Annotated in this window: 16 protein-coding genes; all 16 read right to left on the bottom strand. The window is 72.6% G+C overall.

All coding sequences use genetic code 11. The annotated features are described in order from the left end of the window. Nucleotides 1–23: 23 nt before the first annotated feature. The gene (locus ACFZCD_RS15470) at nucleotides 24–1,223 is read right to left on the bottom strand and encodes a DivIVA domain-containing protein (RefSeq protein WP_391830884.1); all 1,200 of its coding nucleotides are present in this window, start codon (nucleotides 1,221–1,223) and stop codon (nucleotides 24–26) included. 49 nt (nucleotides 1,224–1,272) lie between these two features. Further along, entirely contained in the window at nucleotides 1,273–1,557 is a 285-nt protein-coding gene (locus tag ACFZCD_RS15465) for a YggT family protein (protein WP_030364712.1), read from the bottom strand. A 76-nt stretch (nucleotides 1,558–1,633) separates the two neighbouring features. Then, a complete protein-coding gene (locus ACFZCD_RS15460) occupies nucleotides 1,634–2,248 on the bottom strand; it encodes a cell division protein SepF (RefSeq protein WP_030364711.1) in 615 nt (204 codons plus the stop codon). Nucleotides 2,249–2,370: 122 nt separating this feature from the next. After that, nucleotides 2,371–3,090, bottom strand: coding sequence for a YggS family pyridoxal phosphate-dependent enzyme (locus ACFZCD_RS15455; RefSeq protein WP_391830881.1), 720 nt, complete (start codon nucleotides 3,088–3,090; stop codon nucleotides 2,371–2,373). A gap of 5 nt (nucleotides 3,091–3,095) precedes the next feature. Beyond that, nucleotides 3,096–3,821 carry a peptidoglycan editing factor PgeF gene (gene pgeF, locus ACFZCD_RS15450; RefSeq protein ID WP_391831315.1) on the bottom strand — a complete coding sequence of 242 codons (726 nt, stop codon included), beginning with the start codon at nucleotides 3,819–3,821 and terminating at the stop codon, nucleotides 3,096–3,098. 54 nt (nucleotides 3,822–3,875) lie between these two features. Beyond that, on the bottom strand, nucleotides 3,876–5,114 hold the full coding sequence (gene ftsZ, locus ACFZCD_RS15445; protein WP_391830879.1) for a cell division protein FtsZ: 1,239 nt from the start codon (nucleotides 5,112–5,114) through the stop codon (nucleotides 3,876–3,878). A gap of 239 nt (nucleotides 5,115–5,353) precedes the next feature. After that, entirely contained in the window at nucleotides 5,354–6,238 is an 885-nt protein-coding gene (locus tag ACFZCD_RS15440) for a cell division protein FtsQ/DivIB (RefSeq protein ID WP_391830877.1), read from the bottom strand. 23 nt (nucleotides 6,239–6,261) lie between these two features. Continuing rightward, entirely contained in the window at nucleotides 6,262–7,356 is a 1,095-nt protein-coding gene (murG, locus tag ACFZCD_RS15435) for an undecaprenyldiphospho-muramoylpentapeptide beta-N-acetylglucosaminyltransferase (protein ID WP_391830875.1), read from the bottom strand. 6 nt (nucleotides 7,357–7,362) lie between these two features. Continuing rightward, on the bottom strand, nucleotides 7,363–8,766 hold the full coding sequence (gene ftsW, locus ACFZCD_RS15430; RefSeq protein WP_391830873.1) for a putative lipid II flippase FtsW: 1,404 nt from the start codon (nucleotides 8,764–8,766) through the stop codon (nucleotides 7,363–7,365). Between the two features lie 116 nt (nucleotides 8,767–8,882). Further along, entirely contained in the window at nucleotides 8,883–10,364 is a 1,482-nt protein-coding gene (murD, locus tag ACFZCD_RS15425; RefSeq protein WP_391830871.1) for a UDP-N-acetylmuramoyl-L-alanine--D-glutamate ligase, read from the bottom strand. After that, nucleotides 10,346–11,410 (bottom strand): phospho-N-acetylmuramoyl-pentapeptide-transferase, encoded by a 1,065-nt coding sequence (mraY, locus tag ACFZCD_RS15420; protein ID WP_391830869.1) that lies wholly within the window; start codon nucleotides 11,408–11,410, stop codon nucleotides 10,346–10,348. Before mraY ends, murD begins: the two co-directional genes overlap by 19 nt. Then, nucleotides 11,410–12,831 (bottom strand): UDP-N-acetylmuramoyl-tripeptide--D-alanyl-D-alanine ligase, encoded by a 1,422-nt coding sequence (gene murF / locus ACFZCD_RS15415; RefSeq protein WP_391830867.1) that lies wholly within the window; start codon nucleotides 12,829–12,831, stop codon nucleotides 11,410–11,412. The genes mraY and murF overlap by 1 nt, the downstream gene beginning before the upstream one ends. Before the next feature lie 65 nt (nucleotides 12,832–12,896). Continuing rightward, entirely contained in the window at nucleotides 12,897–14,594 is a 1,698-nt protein-coding gene (locus ACFZCD_RS15410) for a UDP-N-acetylmuramoyl-L-alanyl-D-glutamate--2,6-diaminopimelate ligase (protein WP_391830865.1), read from the bottom strand. A 14-nt stretch (nucleotides 14,595–14,608) separates the two neighbouring features. Next, on the bottom strand, nucleotides 14,609–16,546 hold the full coding sequence (locus ACFZCD_RS15405; RefSeq protein ID WP_391830863.1) for a peptidoglycan D,D-transpeptidase FtsI family protein: 1,938 nt from the start codon (nucleotides 16,544–16,546) through the stop codon (nucleotides 14,609–14,611). A 4-nt stretch (nucleotides 16,547–16,550) separates the two neighbouring features. Further along, on the bottom strand, nucleotides 16,551–17,105 hold the full coding sequence (locus ACFZCD_RS15400) for a septum formation initiator family protein (protein ID WP_391830861.1): 555 nt from the start codon (nucleotides 17,103–17,105) through the stop codon (nucleotides 16,551–16,553). Then, nucleotides 17,102–18,061 (bottom strand): 16S rRNA (cytosine(1402)-N(4))-methyltransferase RsmH, encoded by a 960-nt coding sequence (gene rsmH / locus ACFZCD_RS15395; RefSeq protein WP_391830859.1) that lies wholly within the window; start codon nucleotides 18,059–18,061, stop codon nucleotides 17,102–17,104. The genes ACFZCD_RS15400 and rsmH overlap by 4 nt, the downstream gene beginning before the upstream one ends. Between the last annotated feature and the right edge of the window lie 191 nt (nucleotides 18,062–18,252).

Raw genomic sequence — 18,252 nt, 5'->3', positions numbered from 1 at the left:
CGACTAGCGGCCGTGCGGGCCCGTCAGTTGTCGTCCTCGTCGATGAGGAAGCCCCGCATCGGGGACGGCGCCTGCTGCATCGGCTGCTGGCCCTGCGGCCGCACCGGTGCCATCGGCTGGGTCATCGCCGGGGACATCTGCTGCTGGCCGCCGTAGGACGGACCACCCATGGAGGAGTTGCCGCCCATCGAGGTGTTGCCACCCATGGACGGGTTGCCGCCCATGCTGTGACCGCCCATGCCCGCACCTGCCGGAGCCATCGACCCGCTCATCGAGGGGGCCGCGGGCAGCGACGGGGTGTTGGGGTTGCGCGGCGGGGCCAGCGAGTCGTCCGCCTGGTTCTCCAGCTGGCGCAGCTGGCTCTCCAGGTAGGACTTCAGACGCGTGCGGTACTCGCGCTCGAAGCCGCGCAGGTCCTCGACCTTGCGCTCCAGCGTGGCGCGGGCGGACTCCAGGGAGCCCATCGCGACGCGGTGCTTCTCCTGGGCGTCCCGCTCCAGGGCGTCGGCCTTGGCGCGGGCGTCCCGCTCCAGGCCCTCGGCACGGCTGCGCGCCTCGCCGACGATCTTGTTGGCCTCGGAACGGGCCTCCGCGATCGCCTGGTCCGCGGTCTGCTGGGCGAGCGAGAGCACTCGGGCAGCGCTGTCGCCGCCCGGGCCCTGACCCTGCGGAAGCTGCGGGCCGCCCATGGGACCGTTCTGACCCATGGGGTTCTGACCCATAGGACCGTTCTGCCCCATTCCGTTCTGACCCATGGGACCGTTCTGGCCCATGGGGCCGCCCATCGGGCCGCCCATGGGGCCGTTCTGACCCATGGGACCGTTCTGCCCCATCGGGCCGGGACCGTGCGGACCCTGGGGACCGTGGCCGTGACCGCTCGGGCCGGCCGGCAGCTGCGGGGCACCGCCCGGAAGCTGCGGCGGGCCGCCCATCTGCTGCTGCTGCGGCACCGGCTGCGGTCCCGATATGGCGGCGGGCACCGGAGCCCCGCCGGGTCGCTGCTCCTGCTGCTCGGGCTTGCGCATGCCCTGCTGCTGGTTCTGCGCGGCGGCACGCGTGGCGGCGGCCAGCTTGGCGCGCAGGTCCTCGTTCTCGCGGAGCAGACGGGTCAGTTCGGCCTCGACCTCGTCCAGGAAGGCATCGACCTCGTCCTCGTCATAGCCTTCTCGGAGACGGACGGTCGTGAACTGCTTGTTCCGCACGTCCTCGGGGGTCAACGGCATCTCTTCTTCACCTCAACGTAGTCGTCGGCAATCGGCAAGACCGTATCGTTCACACCTGCTCCACGACGCGGATCAGGATGAAGACGATAATCATCAATACGAAGAAGGACAGGTCGAGCGCCACGCCCCCGAGACGCAGCGGCGGAATGAACCGCCGCAGAAGCTTGAGTGGCGGATCGGTGACAGTGTAGGTGGCCTCAAGGATGACCACCATCGCCTTACCGGGTTGCCATGAGCGAGCGAACTGGAAGACGTAATCCATCACCAGTCGGAAGATCAGCACAAAAAGGAAGCAATACAGCGCGATGTAGATCACCTGCAGTGCGATGCTCATCTCGCGCTTCCCTCTCCCCTTGCTCGTACCCGGCCTGTTCGGCCGTCATTCTCCCGGTGTCGCCAGGTATTGCGTCTCAGCTCTGATTGAAGAACCCACCCTCTGCGATGCGGGCCTTGTCCTCCGCCGTGACATCGACGTTAGCAGGAGACAGCAGGAACACCTTCTGCGTCACCCGCTCGATGCTGCCGTGGAGACCGAAGACGAGGCCGGCGGCGAAGTCGACAAGTCGCTTCGCGTCCGTGTCGTCCATCTCCGTCAGATTCATGATCACCGGGGTGCCCTCGCGGAAGTGTTCCCCGATGGTACGGGCTTCGTTGTAGGTCCGGGGGTGCAATGTCGTGATGCGGTACGGCTCCCGCTCGGACACAACCTTGGGCATGATCACCGGTGCGTTCTTCTCCAGAGAGTGGCGTTCGGGTGTGATGGACGCCACGGGGGCGATTCGGGCGGGTCGTCCCGTTTCCGCTGTGAGCGGAGCGGGTTCGCGCTGTGCAGGCGGCTGGGCGACTCGAACCGGTTCGTCCGATTGCGTCTGTTGTGCGAGGTGTTGCTGCTGATGCTGCTGCCTGCGTCGGTCGGGCTCCGGCTCGGGTTCGAACTCGTCGTCGGGGTCGAACCCCGGGCCGTCGTACCCATCGTCCTCCACGAGGCCGAGGTAGACCGCCATCTTGCGCATCGCGCCGGCCATTCTCTGCGTCCTCCGCTCTGTGGTGGATCGGCTCCGTCAACGGCGCCTTGGATCCACTCGGTCTGCCCGCCTTCTGGCGGGAATGACCATATTTTTTGCTGTGGTCCGACTTCTTGGCGACGTTACCCGAGCCTGGGTCGGACTCCGAGTACCGCCGATCCGACACGTACATGTGTCGCTCCGGCCGCCACTGCGTCATCCAGATCCGCGCTCATCCCTGCTGACACCATGTTCGCAGCAGGATGGGCCGCGCGCAGGCCCGTTGAGATTTCCATCAGCCGGTCGAAGGCGGCCCGCGGTCGCCCGGCATATGGTCCGACGAGCGGAGCCACCGTCATCAGGCCTGCGGGGCGCAGCGCTTCGGCTCCGGCGAGGGCGTCGGCGAGTTCGGTCACACCGTCGGGTGCGACCCCGCCCCTTTCGCCCCGTTCACCCGACTCTGCGTCAAGTGCCACCTGGATCAGGCAGTCCAGCGTCCGGCCGGCCTTGACCGCCGCCGCCGAGAGCGCGGAGACGAGCCGGGTCCGGTCGACCGAATGCACAAAGCCGGCATAACTCGCCACCGAACGAACCTTGTTCGTCTGCAATTGTCCGACGAAGTGCCAGGTGAGCGGCAGATCCGCGCATTCGGCCGCCTTCGGGGCCGCCTCCTGGTCGCGGTTCTCGGCGACGTGCCGCACCCCGAGCTCGGCGAGGAGCCGCACGTCGGAGGCGGGGTAGGTCTTGGTGACCACGATCAGGGTCACGTCCTCGCGCGGGCGGCCCGCCTTGGCGCAGGCCATGGAGATACGTTCCTCCACGCGGGCCAGATTGTCAGCGAGTTCGGTTCTGCGGTCCGTCACAGCCCTCAGTCCAACCAGACGTAGCTAGCAAGTCGTCCCGTCGTGCGCTCGCGCCGGTACGAGAAGTGATCGGCCGACTCCAGCGTGCAGATGTGAGATTGTCCGCTCATCTCCACGCCGAGCCGGGCGAGTTGGGCCCGGACCCCTGCGACCACGTCCACGGCGGGGGTGCCCTGCCGGGTGGTGGCCCAGGCCTCGGGCACGGCCGCGGCGACCTCGGCCCGCATCTCCTCGGGCACCTCGTAGCACAGGCCGCAGACCGCGGGCCCGGTGCGGGCGAGGATCCGGGCGGGGTCCGCGCCGAGAGTGATCATCGTCTCGACGGTCGCGGGAACCACTCCGGCCACCAGGCCGGGGCGGCCGGCGTGGGCCGCGCCCACGACCCCGGCAACCGGGTCGGCCAGCAGCACCGGAGTGCAGTCGGCGGTCAGGACCGCGAGGGCCAGACCCCGACGGGCCGTCACCACTCCGTCGACCGCGGGGACCTCGGAGGTCCGCCACGGACCGTCGACCACGGCCACGTCCCGGCCGTGCACCTGGTTCATCCAGACGACGTCCGCCGGGTCGAGACCGAGCGACCTCGCCGCGCGCTCCCGGTTGGCCCGGACGGCGGCGGGGTCGTCACCGACCGCGCCGCCGAGGTTGAGCTCGTCAAACGGAGCGGCGCTCACCCCGCCCCACCTGTCGGTGAAGGCGAAGTGCGCGCCGCTCGCATGCTTCCCGGACGACACAGCTTCCGATGTCACTGCGTGCTGTTGTCCTATGCCGCTCACTCGCTCGTGGTCCTACTTGAGGAAGTCCGGAACGTCCAGTTCCTCGGCGGTCGAGTCCTGGTACGGGCGGGCCGGGGGAACCTGCGGGGAGGCGACCGGCGGCGAGGGGAGCTCGTTGACCGGCGCGGGCTCGGTGACGGGCTCCTCGGTGCGCGGGGTCACGTTGCCGAGGCCCCCGAAGGAGGGGCGGACCGGCTCGGCCGGGGCGGCCGGGCGCGCGGCCGGGGCGGACGGGGTGCTCTCGTCGCGGCCGGAGCCGTAGGAGGAGCCGAGCACCTTGTCGCGGCTGCCCTTGGCGGGCGGCTGGCCGCCGTCGAAGCCGGCGGCGATGACGGTGACCCGGACCTCGTCGCCCAGGGCGTCGTCGATGACGGCACCGAAGATGATGTTGGCCTCGGGGTGGGCGGCCTCGCTGACCAGCTGGGCGGCCTCGTTGATCTCGAAGAGACCGAGGTCGGAGCCGCCGGAGATGGAGAGCAGGACGCCGCGGGCGCCGTCGATCGACGCCTCCAGCAGCGGCGAGGAGATCGCCATCTCGGCCGCGGCCACGGCGCGGTCGTCGCCGCGCGCCGAGCCGATGCCCATGAGGGCCGAGCCCGCCTCGGACATCACGGACTTGACGTCCGCGAAGTCGAGGTTGATCAGGCCCGGGGTGGTGATCAGGTCGGTGATGCCCTGGACGCCCGACAGCAGCACCTGGTCCGCGGACTTGAACGCGTCGAGCACGCTCACCTGACGGTCCGAGATGGACAGCAGCCGGTCGTTCGGGATCACGATGAGGGTGTCGACCTCTTCGCGCAGCCCCGCGATGCCGTCCTCCGCCTGGTTGGCGCGGCGGCGGCCCTCGAAGGTGAACGGGCGGGTGACCACACCGATCGTCAGGGCGCCCAGCGAGCGGGCGATGTTGGCCACGACGGGCGCGCCGCCGGTACCGGTGCCGCCGCCCTCGCCGGCGGTCACGAAGACCATGTCGGCCCCCTTGAGGACCTCCTCGATCTCCTCGCGGTGGTCCTCGGCGGCCTTGCGGCCGACGTCGGGGTTGGCGCCGGCGCCGAGGCCGCGGGTGAGCTCACGGCCGACATCGAGCTTCACATCGGCGTCGCTCATCAGCAGGGCCTGTGCATCGGTGTTGATCGCGATGAACTCGACGCCCTTGAGACCGACCTCGATCATCCGGTTGATGGCGTTCACGCCACCGCCGCCGATGCCGACGACCTTGATGACTGCGAGGTAGTTCTGCGGTGCTGCCACGTCGAAGGCCTCTCGCCTCGAGTTACGTATGCCTGGGGGACGGTTCAGTGCCGACCCGAACCCTCAACGTGAAGTTTAGGGTTACCGGTGCCGCTGTTCGGTGGGGTTCTCCGAACAGGACACTAAGTCGACAAGCCGCGCGCGTTCAACGAACACGCCGAACCTCCCGTTTTTCTTTTCACCCTATGTGATCACCCATAGCCGTAGCCAGCCAGGGTGGTGGGCGGCACCCCCGCCCGTCAACTCCCCGATGCCGCGGGAGCACTGGGAGCGCTCACATCGAAGTGATCGGCCTCCCGCGCGGCCTTCAGCAGGGCGGTCAGCGCGCGGGCCTTCGCCTCGCCCCGCTCGCCGCTGCCCCAGACCACCGTCCGACCGTCCGTCAGCTCCAGGGTGATGGAGTCGTACGAGCGTACGTGGATCACGCGGGTGTCCGCCCGGACGGCGGCGGGCAGGGCCTCCGCGACCCGCACGCCCTCGCGCTCCAGACGCCCCGGACCGAACCGGCGCAGGCTGGCCCGGGCGGTCGCCGAGGGCTCCACGGTCAGCCGGGGAACGCCCGGGGGAGCATGATCGACTGTGGCGAACCGCACGCCCGAACCGTCGATTTCGGTGAACCTGCCGCCCTTCGCGGAGCCCCCCGTGTCCTCGACGATCGCTTTCGGCTGCCGTTCGACCACTTTCAGCCCGACCGTGTGCGGCCAGGAACGCTCGGCGACGACCGATTCGATCCGCGGCAGGGCGGCGCGCAGCCGCTCCTCGATGGCGCCGGTGTCCACGGAGACCAGCGGACCGCCGAGCTTCACGTCGGCGGCCGCCCGCACCTCACCGGGCGTCAGCACCCGCGTGCCGGAGACCTCCACACGGGTGGCGCGCAGCCAGCCGGACCCGTAGAGCGCCCAGGCGGCGGCGCCGGCGGCCAGCACGGCGGCCACGGCCCAGAGGACCAGCCGGCGGCCGCGCGGCAGGCCGGAGCGGAGGCCGGAGCGGCGCGGGCCGCCCCCCGGCGGTCTCCCGGCCGGCTTCCCGGCCGGACGGGAGGGCGCCGCCCTGCCGCCGGATCCGGGCCGCACCGACTTCTTGCTCTTCGCGCCACCGCGCCGGGCGGTCGTCGGTCCGGCCACTGTCCAGCCTCCTGCTCCGGGCCTCAGCCCGCTCTCTTGGCGGCGATCGCCTCGTACACCATGCCGACGAGCAGGTCGTCGGCGTCCCGGCGGCCGAACTCGGAGGCGGCGCGGGACATCTCGTACAGCCGGTGCGGGTCGGCGAGCACCGGGAGCACGTGGTGCTGCACCCATTCGGGCGTCAGCTCGGCGTCGTCCACCAGCAGTCCGCCGCCGGCCTTGACCACCGGCTGGGCGTTCAGCCGCTGTTCGCCGTTGCCGATGGGCAGCGGGACGTAGGCGGCGGGCAGCCCGACGGCGGACAGCTCGGCGACGGTCATCGCGCCCGCGCGGCAGAGCATCATGTCGGCCGCGGCGTACGCGAGGTCCATCCGGTCCACGTACGGTACCGGGATGTAGGGCGGCATTCCGGGCATGTTGTCCACGTGCGGCAGGTCGTTCTTCGGACCGACCGCGTGCAGCACCTGAATGCCGGAGCGCTGCAGGAACGGGACGGCCGCCTGGATGACCTCGTTCAGCCGGCGGGCGCCCTGGGAGCCGCCGGAGACCAGCAGCGTGGGCAGGCTCTGGTCCAGGCCGAAGTAGGCCCGCGCCTCCGGGCGCACGGCGCCGCGGTCCAGCGTGGCGATGGTGCGGCGCAGCGGGATGCCCACGTAGCGGGCGTTGCGCAGCTTGCTGTCCGGGGTCGACACCGCGACCCCGGCGGCGTAGCGCGAGCCGATCTTGTTGGCGAGGCCGGGCCGGGCGTTGGCCTCGTGCACGATGATCGGCACCCCGAGCCGCTTGGCGGCCAGGTAGCCGGGCAGCGCCACGTAGCCGCCGAAGCCGACCACGCAGTCCGCCTTGGTGCGCTCCAGGATCTGCTCGGCCGCCTTGATCGTGCCGCGCAGCCGCCCGGGGACGGTGATCAGCTCGGGCGTGGGCTTGCGGGGCAGCGGTACGGCGGGGATGAGACCGAGCTCATAGCCCCGCTCGGGCACGAGGCGGGTCTCCAGGCCCCGCTCCGTGCCGAGCGCCGTGATCCCCACGGTCGGGTCCTGCCTGCGCAGGGCGTCCGCGAGGGCGAGCGCGGGCTCGATGTGGCCGGCGGTCCCCCCACCGGCGAGTACGACATGCACCGAAATTCACCGCTCTCCGGACGGTCGCTTCTTGACGCGCCGTCTCATCGTCTTCCATCTCACCCCAGGCTGCCGCATGGCCAGCGCCGCCCGCGCACCGGGTTCGTCGCGCGCGAAGGCGATCAGCAGTCCGATGGCGAACATGGTCGGCAGCAGGGCGGACCCTCCGTAGGAGAACAGCGGCAGGGGGACACCGGCGATCGGCAGCAGGCCGAGCACCGCACCGATGTTGACCACGGCCTGGGCCGTGATCCAGGTGGTCACACCTCCCGCGGCGTACCTCACGAAGGGGTCCTCCGTGCGTCCGGCCACGCGGATACCCGCATAGCCTAGAGCCGCGAAGAGGGCGAGCACCGACAGCGTCCCCGCCAGGCCCAGCTCCTCGCCGGTGATGGCGAAGATGAAGTCGGTGTGGGGTTCGGGGAGTTCGCCCCATTTCTCCACACTCGCTCCGAGTCCGGCCCCGAACCAGCCGCCGTTGGCCAGCGCGTAGATTCCGTGCACGGCCTGCCAGCACTGGTCGTGGTCGCCGGGCTCGGTGGCCCCGATGCAGGCCAGCCGGGACATCCGGTTGGCGCTGGTCTTGATGAACAGCACGGCCAGCACGGCGGTGACGCCGAAGACCCCGGCGAACAGCCGGGTGGGCGCCCCGGCCACCCACAGCAGCCCCAGCAGCACCGTGGTGAGCACCACGGTGGTCCCCATGTCGCCGCCCAGCATGATCAGGCCGAGCAGCACGAAGGTGACCGGCACCAGCGGCACCAGCAGGTGCTTCCACTGGGTGAGCAGCTTCTTGGACTGTTTACGGGCCAGCAGGTCGGCGCCCCACAGCACCAGCGCGAGCTTGGCGAACTCGCTCGGCTGGAGCTGGAACGGGCCGCCGAGGGAGATCCAGTTGGTGTTGCCGTTGATGGTCTGGCCGATGCCGGGCACCTGCACCAGGCAGAGCAGGAAGAGCGATCCGGCCAGCGCCGGGTAGGCGAAGACCCGCAGCAGCCGTACGGGCATGCGGGCGGCCAGCAGCAGCATCGCGCTGCCGATCGCGGCCGCCAGCAGCTGCTTGCGGAAGAAGTAGGTGGGCGGCAGGCCGTTCTGCAGGGCCTTGATCTGCGAGGCCGAGTAGACCATGACCAGGCCGAGCACGATGATCAGCAGGGAGCCGCCCATCACCAGGTAATAGGCGGTCAGCGGGCGGTCCCAGGCCCGCTTGGCGCGCCGGTGGAGCTGCCTGAGGCCCCCCAGCAGGCTGCCGCGGGGCGGACCGGGCCGCCGGGGCCCGCCGCGCCCCGCACCGCCTCCACGGGCCCCTGCGGGGCGCGGGCGGGCCGTCCCGGCGGGCCCGGAGCGCGCGACGGGGCCGCGCAGGGCCGTCCAGGGGCCGGACGGCCCCAGGGTGTCGTCCGCGTGCATCCGGATGTCCCCTTCGCTGTCTCCGGCGGCGCCCGGTCGCACGCCGCCGGGTCCGGCCGCTCCGGTCCGGTCGGTCCATTCTGGTCAACCGGAGCCCGCCGTGGGGGGACGTGCGGCTACGCGTCCGTGGCGCTGCCGGGCTCCTGGCCGGCCAGGTCCCGGACCGCCTCGGCGAAGGCCTCGCCGCGCTCGTTGTAGTCGGTGAACATGTCCATCGAGGCGCAGGCCGGGGCCATCAGCACGGTGTCCCCCGGCCCGGCGAGCCGCGCGGCTTCCCGCACCGCCGCGGCCATCGCCCCAGTGTCGGTCCGGTCGAGGTCGACGACCGGGACATCCGGGGCGTGTCGCGCCAGCGCTTCCGCGATCAGGGCGCGGTCGGCACCGATGAGGACCACGCCGCGCAGCCGCTTCGCGGCCGTGGTGACGAGGCTGTCGAACGTGGCGCCCTTGGCGAGGCCGCCGGCGATCCACACGATCGACTCGTAGGCCGCCAGGGACGCCTCGGCGGCGTGGGTGTTGGTGGCCTTGGAGTCGTCCACGTACGCGACGCCGGCGACGTCCGCGACGTGGGCGATGCGGTGGGCGTCCGGGCGGAAGGCGCGCAGGCCCTCCCGGACGGCCGCGGGCTCGACGCCGAAGGCGCGGGCCAGGGCCGCTGCCGCGAGGGCGTTGGCGACGTTGTGCGGGGCCGCGGGCTTCACGTCGGAGACCTCGGCGAGCTCCTGCGCGGTCGTCCGCCGGTCCTCGACGAAGGCGCGGTCCACGAGGATGCCCTCGACGACGCCGAGCATGGACGGGCCGGGGGCGCCGAGGGTGAAGCCGATGGCGCGGCAGCCCTCCTCGACGTCGGCCTGGCGGACCAGGTGCTCGGTGGCGGGGTCGGCGGCGTTGTAGACGCAGGCGACCCGGTTGCCCTCGTAGATCCGGCCCTTGTCGGCGGCGTAGGCCTTCATGGAGCCGTGCCAGTCGAGGTGGTCGGGGGCGAGGTTGAGGACGGCCGCGGAGTGGGCGCGGACGGACGGCGCCCAGTGCAGCTGGTAGCTGGAGAGCTCGACGGCGAGGACGTCGTACTCCTCCTCGCCCAGGACCACGTCGACGATCGGCGTGCCGATGTTGCCGACGGCCCGGGTGCGCAGGCCCGCGGCCTTCAGGATCGAGGCCAGCATCTGGACGGTGGTGGTCTTGCCGTTGGTGCCGGTGACGGCGAGCCAGGCGGCCGGCTTCCGGCCGCCCTCCTCGCGCAGGCGCCAGGCGATCTCGACGTCGCCCACGACGTCCACGCCGGCCGCGGCGGCGGCCGCGAACAGCGGGCTCGACGGCTTCCAGCCCGGGGAGGTGACGACGAGCTCCGTGCCCTCGGGCAGGGTCTCCGCGTCTCCGAGGCGGACCGCGATGCCCGCCTCCTCCAGGGCGGCCGCGCGCTCCCGCAGCCGCGGGCCGTCGCCGCCGTCGACGACCGTCACGCGGGCGCCGAGGCCGGCCAGGGCGCGGGCGGCGCTGATGCCGCTCACGCCGAGGCCGGCGACGGTGATGTTCTTGCCGCTCCAGGCGGAGGGGGCGGAGGAACCGGAGAGGGGTGTCACTTGATGGCCAGCCATCCCGCGTAGAAGATTCCGAGGCCGATGGCCACGCACAGACCCTGGATGATCCAGAACCGGACCACCACGAGGACCTCGCTCCACCCCTTGAGCTCGAAGTGGTGCTGGAGCGGGGCCATCCGGAAGACGCGCTTCCCGGTCATCCGGAACGAGCCGACCTGGATCACCACGGACATGGTGATCAGGACGAAGAGGCCGCCGAGGAGGGCCAGCAGCAGCTCGGTGCGCGAGCAGATGGCGAGGCCCGCGAGGGCACCGCCGAGGGCGAGCGAGCCGGTGTCACCCATGAAGATCTTGGCGGGCGAGGTGTTCCACCACAGGAAGCCGAAGCAGGAGCCCATCAGGGCCGAGGCGACGACGGCCAGGTCGAGCGGGTCGCGCACTTCGTAACAGGCGGCGCCGGCGGTCAGCGGGTTGCCGCAGGACTGGCCGTGCTGCCAGGTGCCGATGAAGACGTACGCGCCGAAGACCATCACGGACGCGCCGGTGGCGAGGCCGTCGAGACCGTCGGTGAGGTTCACGCCGTTCGACATCGCGAGGATCATGAACAGCGCCCACACCACGAAGATGACCGGGCCGACGGACCAGCCGAAGTCCTGGGTGAAGGAGAGCCGGGTGGAGGCCGGGGTCTGGCCGCGGGTGTCCGCGAACTGCAGCGCGAGCACGGCGAAGGCGATGCCGACGATCAGCTGGCCGGCCATCTTCGCCTTGGCCCGCAGGCCCAGGCTCCGCTGCTTGACGATCTTGATGTAGTCGTCGAGGAAGCCGACGAGGCCCATGCCGGCCGTCAGGAAGAGCACCAGCAGGCCCGAGAAGGTCGGCTCGTGGCTGGTGATGACCTTGGTCAGGGCGTAGGCGATCAGGGTGGCCAGGATGAAGGCGATGCCACCCATGGTGGGCGTGCCCTTCTTCCCGGCGTGGCCGCGCGGGCCGTCGTCGCGGATGAACTGGCCGTAGCCCTTGCGGGCGAGGAACTTGATCAGCAGCGGGGTGCCGATGAGGGTCAGGAAGAGACCGATGACGCCCGCGAAGAGGATCTGGTTCATCAGCCGGCGACCTCGCCGTCGACGGCGAGCAGCTGCTCGGCCACCCACTCCAGCCCCACCGACCGGGACGCCTTCACCAGCACGACGTCACCCGGGCGCAACTCGCTGCGCAACAGGTCGACCGCCGCCTGCGCGTCGGACACGTGCACCGACTCCTCACCCCACGAACCCTCGTTATAGGCGCCCATCTGCAACCAGGCCGCTTCCCTGCCCCCGACTGCGACGAGCTTGCCGACATTGAGCCGGACGGCGAGCCGCCCGACCGCGTCGTGTTCGGCGAGCGACTCCTCGCCGAGCTCGGCCATCCGACCGAGCACCGCCCACGTGCGCGCCCCCTTCGCCGCCGCGGCGGCGCCCATGGCGGCCAGCGCGCGCAGCGCGGCTCGCATGGATTCGGGGTTCGCGTTGTAGGCGTCGTTGACGATCGTCACGCCGTCCGCACGCTCGGTGACCTCCATGCGCCAGCGGGAGAGCTGGCCCGCCCCGGAGAGCGCGGAGGCGATCTCCTCTGCGGGCATGCCCAGCTCATGGGCGACGGCGGCCGCGGCGAGCGCGTTCGACACGTGGTGCTCACCGTACAGCTGCATGGTCACGTCGCCGCACCCGGTGGGTGTGTGAAGCGTGAAGGCGGGCTGCCCGGTGGCGGTGAGGCGGACGTTTTCGGCGCGTACGTCGGCCTCGGGAGCCTCGCCGAAGAACAGGGTGCGGGCCTTCGTGCGGCTGGTCATGGCGCGTACGAGCGGGTCGTCGGCGTTGAGCACGGCGACGCCGCCGGCCTCGGCCGCGGGCAGCGCCTCGACGAGCTCGCCCTTGGCCACGGCGATCTGCTCGCGGCCGCCGAACTCGCCGACGTGGGCGGTGCCGACGTTGAGGACGACGCCGATGCGCGGCGGGGTGAGCTCCGCCAGGTAGCGGATGTGGCCGATGCCGCGGGCGCCCATCTCCAGGACCAGGTGCCGGGTCTCCTCGGTGGCGCGCAGCGCGGTGAGCGGCAGGCCGATCTCGTTGTTGAGCGAGCCGGGCGGCCAGACGGTGGCGCCCAGGCGCTGCAGCAGCTGGGCGATCAGGTCCTTGGTGCTGGTCTTGCCGGCGGAGCCGGTGATGCCGACGACGGTGGTGCCCAGCCGTTCGACGACGGCGCGGGCCAGGGCGCCGAGCGCCCGCTCGACGTCGGCGACCACGATCGCGGGGACGCCGACGGGGCGGGCGGCCAGCACGGCCGTCGCGCCCGCCTCGACGGCGCGCTCGGCGTAGTCGTGGCCGTCGACCTGCTCTCCCGCGAAGGCGGCGAAGAGGCTGCCGGGCTCGACGGCCCGGGAGTCGATGACGACGGGACCGGTGACCCGGGCGTCCGGGTCCGGTATGTCGTGCTGCTGCCCGCCGACGATGGCGGCGATCTCGGCGAGGGACAGAGCGATCACTGAGATTTACCTCCGGCCGTTCGGGAGAGCTTCCGGGGGGAGGGTTGTGCGCGCATGGCGGTCTGTCATCCCTGGTCGTTCCGGTGCGTGGTCAACGAGCGCTGTTGCGCGGCTTCGATGGCCTCGCGCAGCACCTGGCGGTCGTCGAAGGGGCGGACGACGCCGTTGATGTCCTGGCCCTGTTCGTGGCCCTTGCCGAGGACGAGGACGATGTCGGAGGCCTCGGCCCGGGCGACGGCGGCGGCGATGGCGTCGGCCCGCTCCTCCAGCAGGAGGACGGTGCCGCGCTCGTGGACGGGCACCTCTGCGGCGCCCTGGAGCATGGTGGCGAGGATCGCGAGCGGGTCCTCGGAGCGGGGGTTGTCGGAGGTCAGCACCGCGGTGTCGGCGAGACGGGCGAGGGCCGCGCCCATCGGGGCGCGCTTGGTGGTGTCGCGGTCGCCGCCGCAGCCGAGGACGGCGTGGATGCGGCCCTCGCAGACCTTGCGCAGCGCGCGGAGAACCGATTCGACGGCGTCCGTCTTGTGGGCGTAGTCGACCACGGCGAGGTAGGGCTGGCCGGCGTCGACGCGCTCCAGGCGGCCGGGCACGCCGGGGACCGCGGCGACGCCGTCGGCGGCGGTCTGCGGGTCGATCCCGGCGGCCACCAGGGCGACGACGGCCGCGAGGGCGTTGGCGACGTTGAACGGGCCGGCGAGGGGCGCCTTGGCGCGGATCCGCTCGCCGTGCGGGCCGAGGATCGTGAAGACGGAGTCGAACGGGCCGATCTCGACGCCGTCCGCGCGCCAGTCGGCGTCGGGGTGGCCCTCGGCGGAGAACGTGGTGACGGGCACCTCGGACTCGCCGGCGGCGAGCCGGCGGCCGTACTCGTCGTCGAGGTTGACGACGCCGGCGCGGCTGCGGGCCTTGGTGAAGAGCTCCGCCTTGGCCTGGAAGTAGTCCTCCATGCCCGAGTGGAACTCCATGTGCTCCGGGCTGAGGTTGTTGAAGACCGCGACGTCGAAGACGCAGCCGTCGACGCGGCCGAGCCGCAGGGCGTGGCTGGAGACCTCCATGGCGACGGAGCCGACGCCGCGCTCGCGCATGACGGCGAAGAGCGCCTGCAGGTCGGTGGCCTCGGGGGTGGTGCGCTCGGACTTGAGCCGCTCGTCGCCGATCCGGGACTCGACGGTGCCGATCAGGCCCGTCTTCGCGCCGGCCGCCCGCAGGCCGCCCTCGATGAGGTAGGCGGTGGTTGTCTTGCCGGAGGTGCCCGTGATGCCGATCTGGAGCAGTTCCTCACCCGGCCGGCCGTAGATCGTGGCGGCCAGCTCGCCCATGACGGCGCGCGGGTCGGCCACGGTCAGCACGGGCAGGCCCGTGGCGGCGGCGCGCTCCGCGCCCGCGGCGTCGGTCAGCACGGCGACGGCGCCGAGGCCCGCGGCCTGGGCGGCGAAGTCGGCCCCGTGGAAGCGGGCGCCGGGCAGGGCGGCGTAGACGTCGCCCGGCCGCACGGCGCGCGAGTCGTGGGTGATGCCGGTGGCGGCGGCCCCGGGGCCCTGCGGCGCGGGGATGCCCAGCTGACCGGCCAGCTCCGCGAGGGGGGCGGGGCGGACGCGGGTGGGGCGGGGCGCACCCGTCGGCGCGGCGGGGGCGCCCTGGGGGCTGGCGTGGGACTGATCAGCGTGTGGCACGGCGGTGAGCGTACCGGGCGCACCCGCTCCGTCGCGAAGCGAGGGGCGCCCCGGGCCGCGGTTCCCGGGGTCGGGAGTGATGGTCGTCACGGCCGGCCCCCGGCTCACTCGTCGTCGTAGCTCACCGGCAGCCGGGGCGGCTGGGTGCCGGAGGGGGGTACCTGCAGGGTCTTCAGGGCGAACTCCATCACCTGCTTGTAGACGGGTCCGCAGATCTGGCCGCCGAAGTAACTGCCCTTGGTGGGGTTCTGGATGGCGCAGTAGACGGTCACGCGCGGCTGGTCGGCGGGGGCGAAACCGGCGAAGGAGGCGGTGTAGCCGTGGTAGCGGCCGGTGCCCGGGTCCACCCGGTTGGAGGTGCCGGTCTTCCCGGCGACGCGGTAGCCGGGGATCTTGGCCTTGGTGCCGGTGCCCTCGCGGTCGTCGACGACGGACTCCAGCATCGTGGCGAGCTCCCGGGCGGTGCGGTCGCTGATCACCCGGGTGCGCTCGGGCACGGGCGCGGGGGTGAAGCGGCCGTCGGGGCCCTTGGTGCCGCGGACGAGGGTGGGGCGGACGCGCTCGCCGCCGTTGGCGATCGTGGAGTAGACGGAGGCGGCCTGGACGGCGTTGAGGGACAGGCCCTGGCCGAAGGGGATGGTGTACTGCCGGGAGCCCTCCCACTTGGCCGGCTGGGCGAGGATGCCGGGCGTCTCGCCCGGGAAGCCCAGGCCGGTGGGCTCGCCGACGCCGAACTTCCGCAGGTACGAGTAGAGGACCTCGTTGGCCCGGCCCTGGTCCTTGCCGAGCTGTTCGGCGGCGAGGATGGTGCCGATGTTGCTGGACTTGGCGAGCACGCCGTTGAGCGTCAGGTGCCAGGTGGGGTGGTCGACGTCGTCGGCGAAGGAGCGGTCGGCGCGCGGCAGCCGGTTCGGCACCTCGACGTGCGTCATCGGCGTGGCGGCGCCCTCCTCCAGGACGGCGGCCATGGTCATCACCTTGCTGACGCTGCCGGGCTCGTAGGCGTCCTGCAGGGCGGCGTTGCCGAGGGCGTCGCCGTCGGCGTGGGCGAGGTCGTTGGGGTCGTAGCCGGGGGCGTTGGCCATGGCGAGGATCTCGCCGGTGCGGTTGTCCTGGACGACGACGTAGCCGCGGTCGGCCGCGGACTCCTGGACCTGCCGGGCGATGGCGTTCTGGGCGGCCCACTGGATGTCCCGGTCGATGGTCAGCTCGATGTCGGAGCCGGGCACGGCGGGCTGTTCCTTGACGTCGCCGGTGGGCACCTGGCGGCCGCCGGACTGGGCGTAGACGAGCTTGCCGTCCCGCCCGGCCAGGACCCGGTCGAACTGGGCCTCGATGCCGCCGCCCCCGCGGCCCTCCGCGTTCACGAAGCCCAGTATCCCGGCCGCGAGGCCGCCGTTGGGGTAGACGCGCTTGCTGTGCGGTTCCCTGTTGACCCCGGCGAGGACGTCGGGGCCCTCCTTGCGCTGGGCCCGGGCGGCGGCCGCCTTCTTGAGCTCCTTGATCTGGTTCCAGACCCTGGGGGGCTGCCGGCGGGCGAGCACGACGTACTTGGACTTGGGGTTGGCGGTGAGTTTCTGCTCCAGGACGGAGGGGCGTTCGCCGAGGACGGGCGCGAGGAGGGCCGCCGCCCGGCGGGCCGCGCCCTCGGTCTTGATGCGCTCGGGGGTGAGCAGGTCGGGCGCGGCGGTGATGTCGTAGGCGTCGACGGTGGTGGCGAGGTCCACCCCGGAGCGGTCGGTGATGGTGCCGCGCTCGGCGGCCAGGGTGACCGGGATGTACCGGTTGACGTTGGCGCGGGCCGCGTAGGCGCTCGCGTCGAAGGCCTGCACCTGCAGCAGCCGGACGGTGAAGACGAGCAGGACGAGGGTGAGGCCGAAGCCGACCATGCGCAGCCGCGGCCGGGGGTTGCCGAGCCTCAGGGGCCGGTCGCCGCCGGCCTTCGGGCGGGCGGGGCGGGCCGGGGGGCGGGCCGGTTCGGGGACGCGGCGGCGGGCCGGCCCGGGCTGCCTGGGGGGCCGGCCCCCGGGGTTCTGCGGCACAGCGTCACCTGCCGGAGGTCGGGGTGGTCGGCACTGCCGTGGGAGCGGGCACGAGGGCCGGCGCGGGGGCCGGCGGCGGTACGGGGGCGGGCGGCGGCACGGGCGGGGGCACGAGCGCCGGGTGCGGGGCGGGGGCGGGCAGCAGGGCGGGCCGGGGCGCGGGTGCGGGCGCGGCCGGGGCGGGCGCGCGGTAGGCCACGGTGCCGTCGCCCGCCGGGGACGGCTCGCCGCGGACGGTGCCGTCGGGGCCGAGGAAGGCGGGGTTGCCGCCGGGGACCATGCCGAGCTCGCGGGCGCGGCGCTCCAGGGCGTCGGGGGCGGCGAGCTGGTCGACCTCCTGCTGGAGGGCCTGCTGCTCGTCGGTGAGCTCGGTGGTCTTGCGCTGGAGGCGGGAGAGTTCGAAGGAGCCCTGGTTGAGGGCGGAGTTGAGCAGGAGGAGCGAGATCAGGCCGGAGCCGAGCAGCACGACGACCAGGAGGACGAAGGGCGTGCGCTTGGTCCTGGCGGCCCCGCCCACCAGGCGGCCCAGCCGGGTGCCCCGGCGGGCGGCCGGGGTCACGGGATGTCCTCGCGGATGCGCTCGGCGCCGCGCAGCCGCGCGGGGGCGGCCCGCCGGTTCTCGGCGACCTCTTCCTCGGTGGGGAGTTCGGCGCCGCGGGTGAGCAGCTTCAGGCGGGGCTGGTAGCGCTCGGGGACGACGGGCAGGCCGGGCGGGGCGGTGGTGGCGGCACCGGCGGCGAACACCTGCTTGACGATGCGGTCCTCCAGGGACTGGTAGGACAGCACGGCGATGCGGCCGCCGACGGCGAGCGCGGCGACGGCGGCGGGGATGGCCGCCTCGACGCTGGCCAGCTCGGCGTTGACCTCGATGCGCAGGGCCTGGAAGGTGCGCTTGGCGGGGTTGCCGCCGTGCCGCTTGGCGGCCTGGGGCAGGGCCTCGCGGATGACGTCCACGAGCCGGGCGCTGTTGGTGAAGGGCTCCTTGGCGCGCTCGCGGACGACGGCCTCGACGATCCTGCGGGCCTGCTTCTCCTCGCCGTAGGCGCGCAGGATGCGCACCAGGTCGCCGGGGGCGTACGTGTTGAGGACCTCGGCCGCGCTGATGCCGGCCGTCTGGTCCATGCGCATGTCCAGGGGGGCGTCCTGCGCGTAGGCGAAGCCGCGGTCGGCCTCGTCCAGCTGCATGGAGGAGACGCCGAGGTCGAAGAGGACGCCCTGGACCTTGGGGATGCCGAGCCGCTCCAGCACCTCGGGCAGCTCGTGGTAGACGGCCCGGACGAGCGTGGCGCGGCCGCCGTACGGCTTGAGCCGCTCGCCGGCCAGCTCCAGGGCGGTGGGGTCGCGGTCGAGGGCGACGAGCCGGGCCTCGGGGAAGGTCTTGAGCAGCGCCTCGCTGTGCCCGCCGGCGCCCAGGGTGCAGTCGACGACGACGGCGCCGGGCTCGGTGAGAGCGGGAGCGAGCATGTCCAGGCAGCGCTGGAGCATGACGGGGACGTGTCGCGCGTTGCTGCTCATGCGCCCTTCTGAGTTCGGGGTGCCCGGGGCGCGCGCGGTTGCGGCATCCGCATCCCCGGGTCCCCGCCCGCTCCAAGGGGAAGCGGCCTGCCCGGCACCGGGGAAGGGGCGCCGGGCGACCGGGGAGCGGGAGGAGGCCGAGGGATGCGTCCGCGTCGCGCACGTGCGGGTTTTCGGTGTCCAGGGGGAGC

The organism is Streptomyces sp. NPDC008001, from assembly GCF_042958085.1.
Classification (GTDB): domain Bacteria; phylum Actinomycetota; class Actinomycetes; order Streptomycetales; family Streptomycetaceae; genus Streptomyces.
Note: the sequence above shows the minus strand (reverse complement) of the source record. Positions and strands in the feature narration are given on the sequence as shown.

What these genes read in the sequence shown, in the direction of transcription:
- ACFZCD_RS15470 (WP_391830884.1), bottom strand. Translation starts at nt 1,223, where the DNA reads ATGCCGTTGACCCCCGAGGACGTGCGGAACAAGCAGTTCACGACCGTC.
- murD (WP_391830871.1), bottom strand. Translation starts at nt 10,364, where the DNA reads ATGGCTGGCCATCAAGTGACACCCCTCTCCGGTTCCTCCGCCCCCTCC.
- ACFZCD_RS15465 (WP_030364712.1), bottom strand. Translation starts at nt 1,557, where the DNA reads ATGAGCATCGCACTGCAGGTGATCTACATCGCGCTGTATTGCTTCCTT.
- mraY (WP_391830869.1), bottom strand. Translation starts at nt 11,410, where the DNA reads ATGAACCAGATCCTCTTCGCGGGCGTCATCGGTCTCTTCCTGACCCTC.
- rsmH (WP_391830859.1), bottom strand. Translation starts at nt 18,061, where the DNA reads ATGAGCAGCAACGCGCGACACGTCCCCGTCATGCTCCAGCGCTGCCTG.
- ftsW (WP_391830873.1), bottom strand. Translation starts at nt 8,766, where the DNA reads ATGCACGCGGACGACACCCTGGGGCCGTCCGGCCCCTGGACGGCCCTG.
- ACFZCD_RS15460 (WP_030364711.1), bottom strand. Translation starts at nt 2,248, where the DNA reads ATGGCCGGCGCGATGCGCAAGATGGCGGTCTACCTCGGCCTCGTGGAG.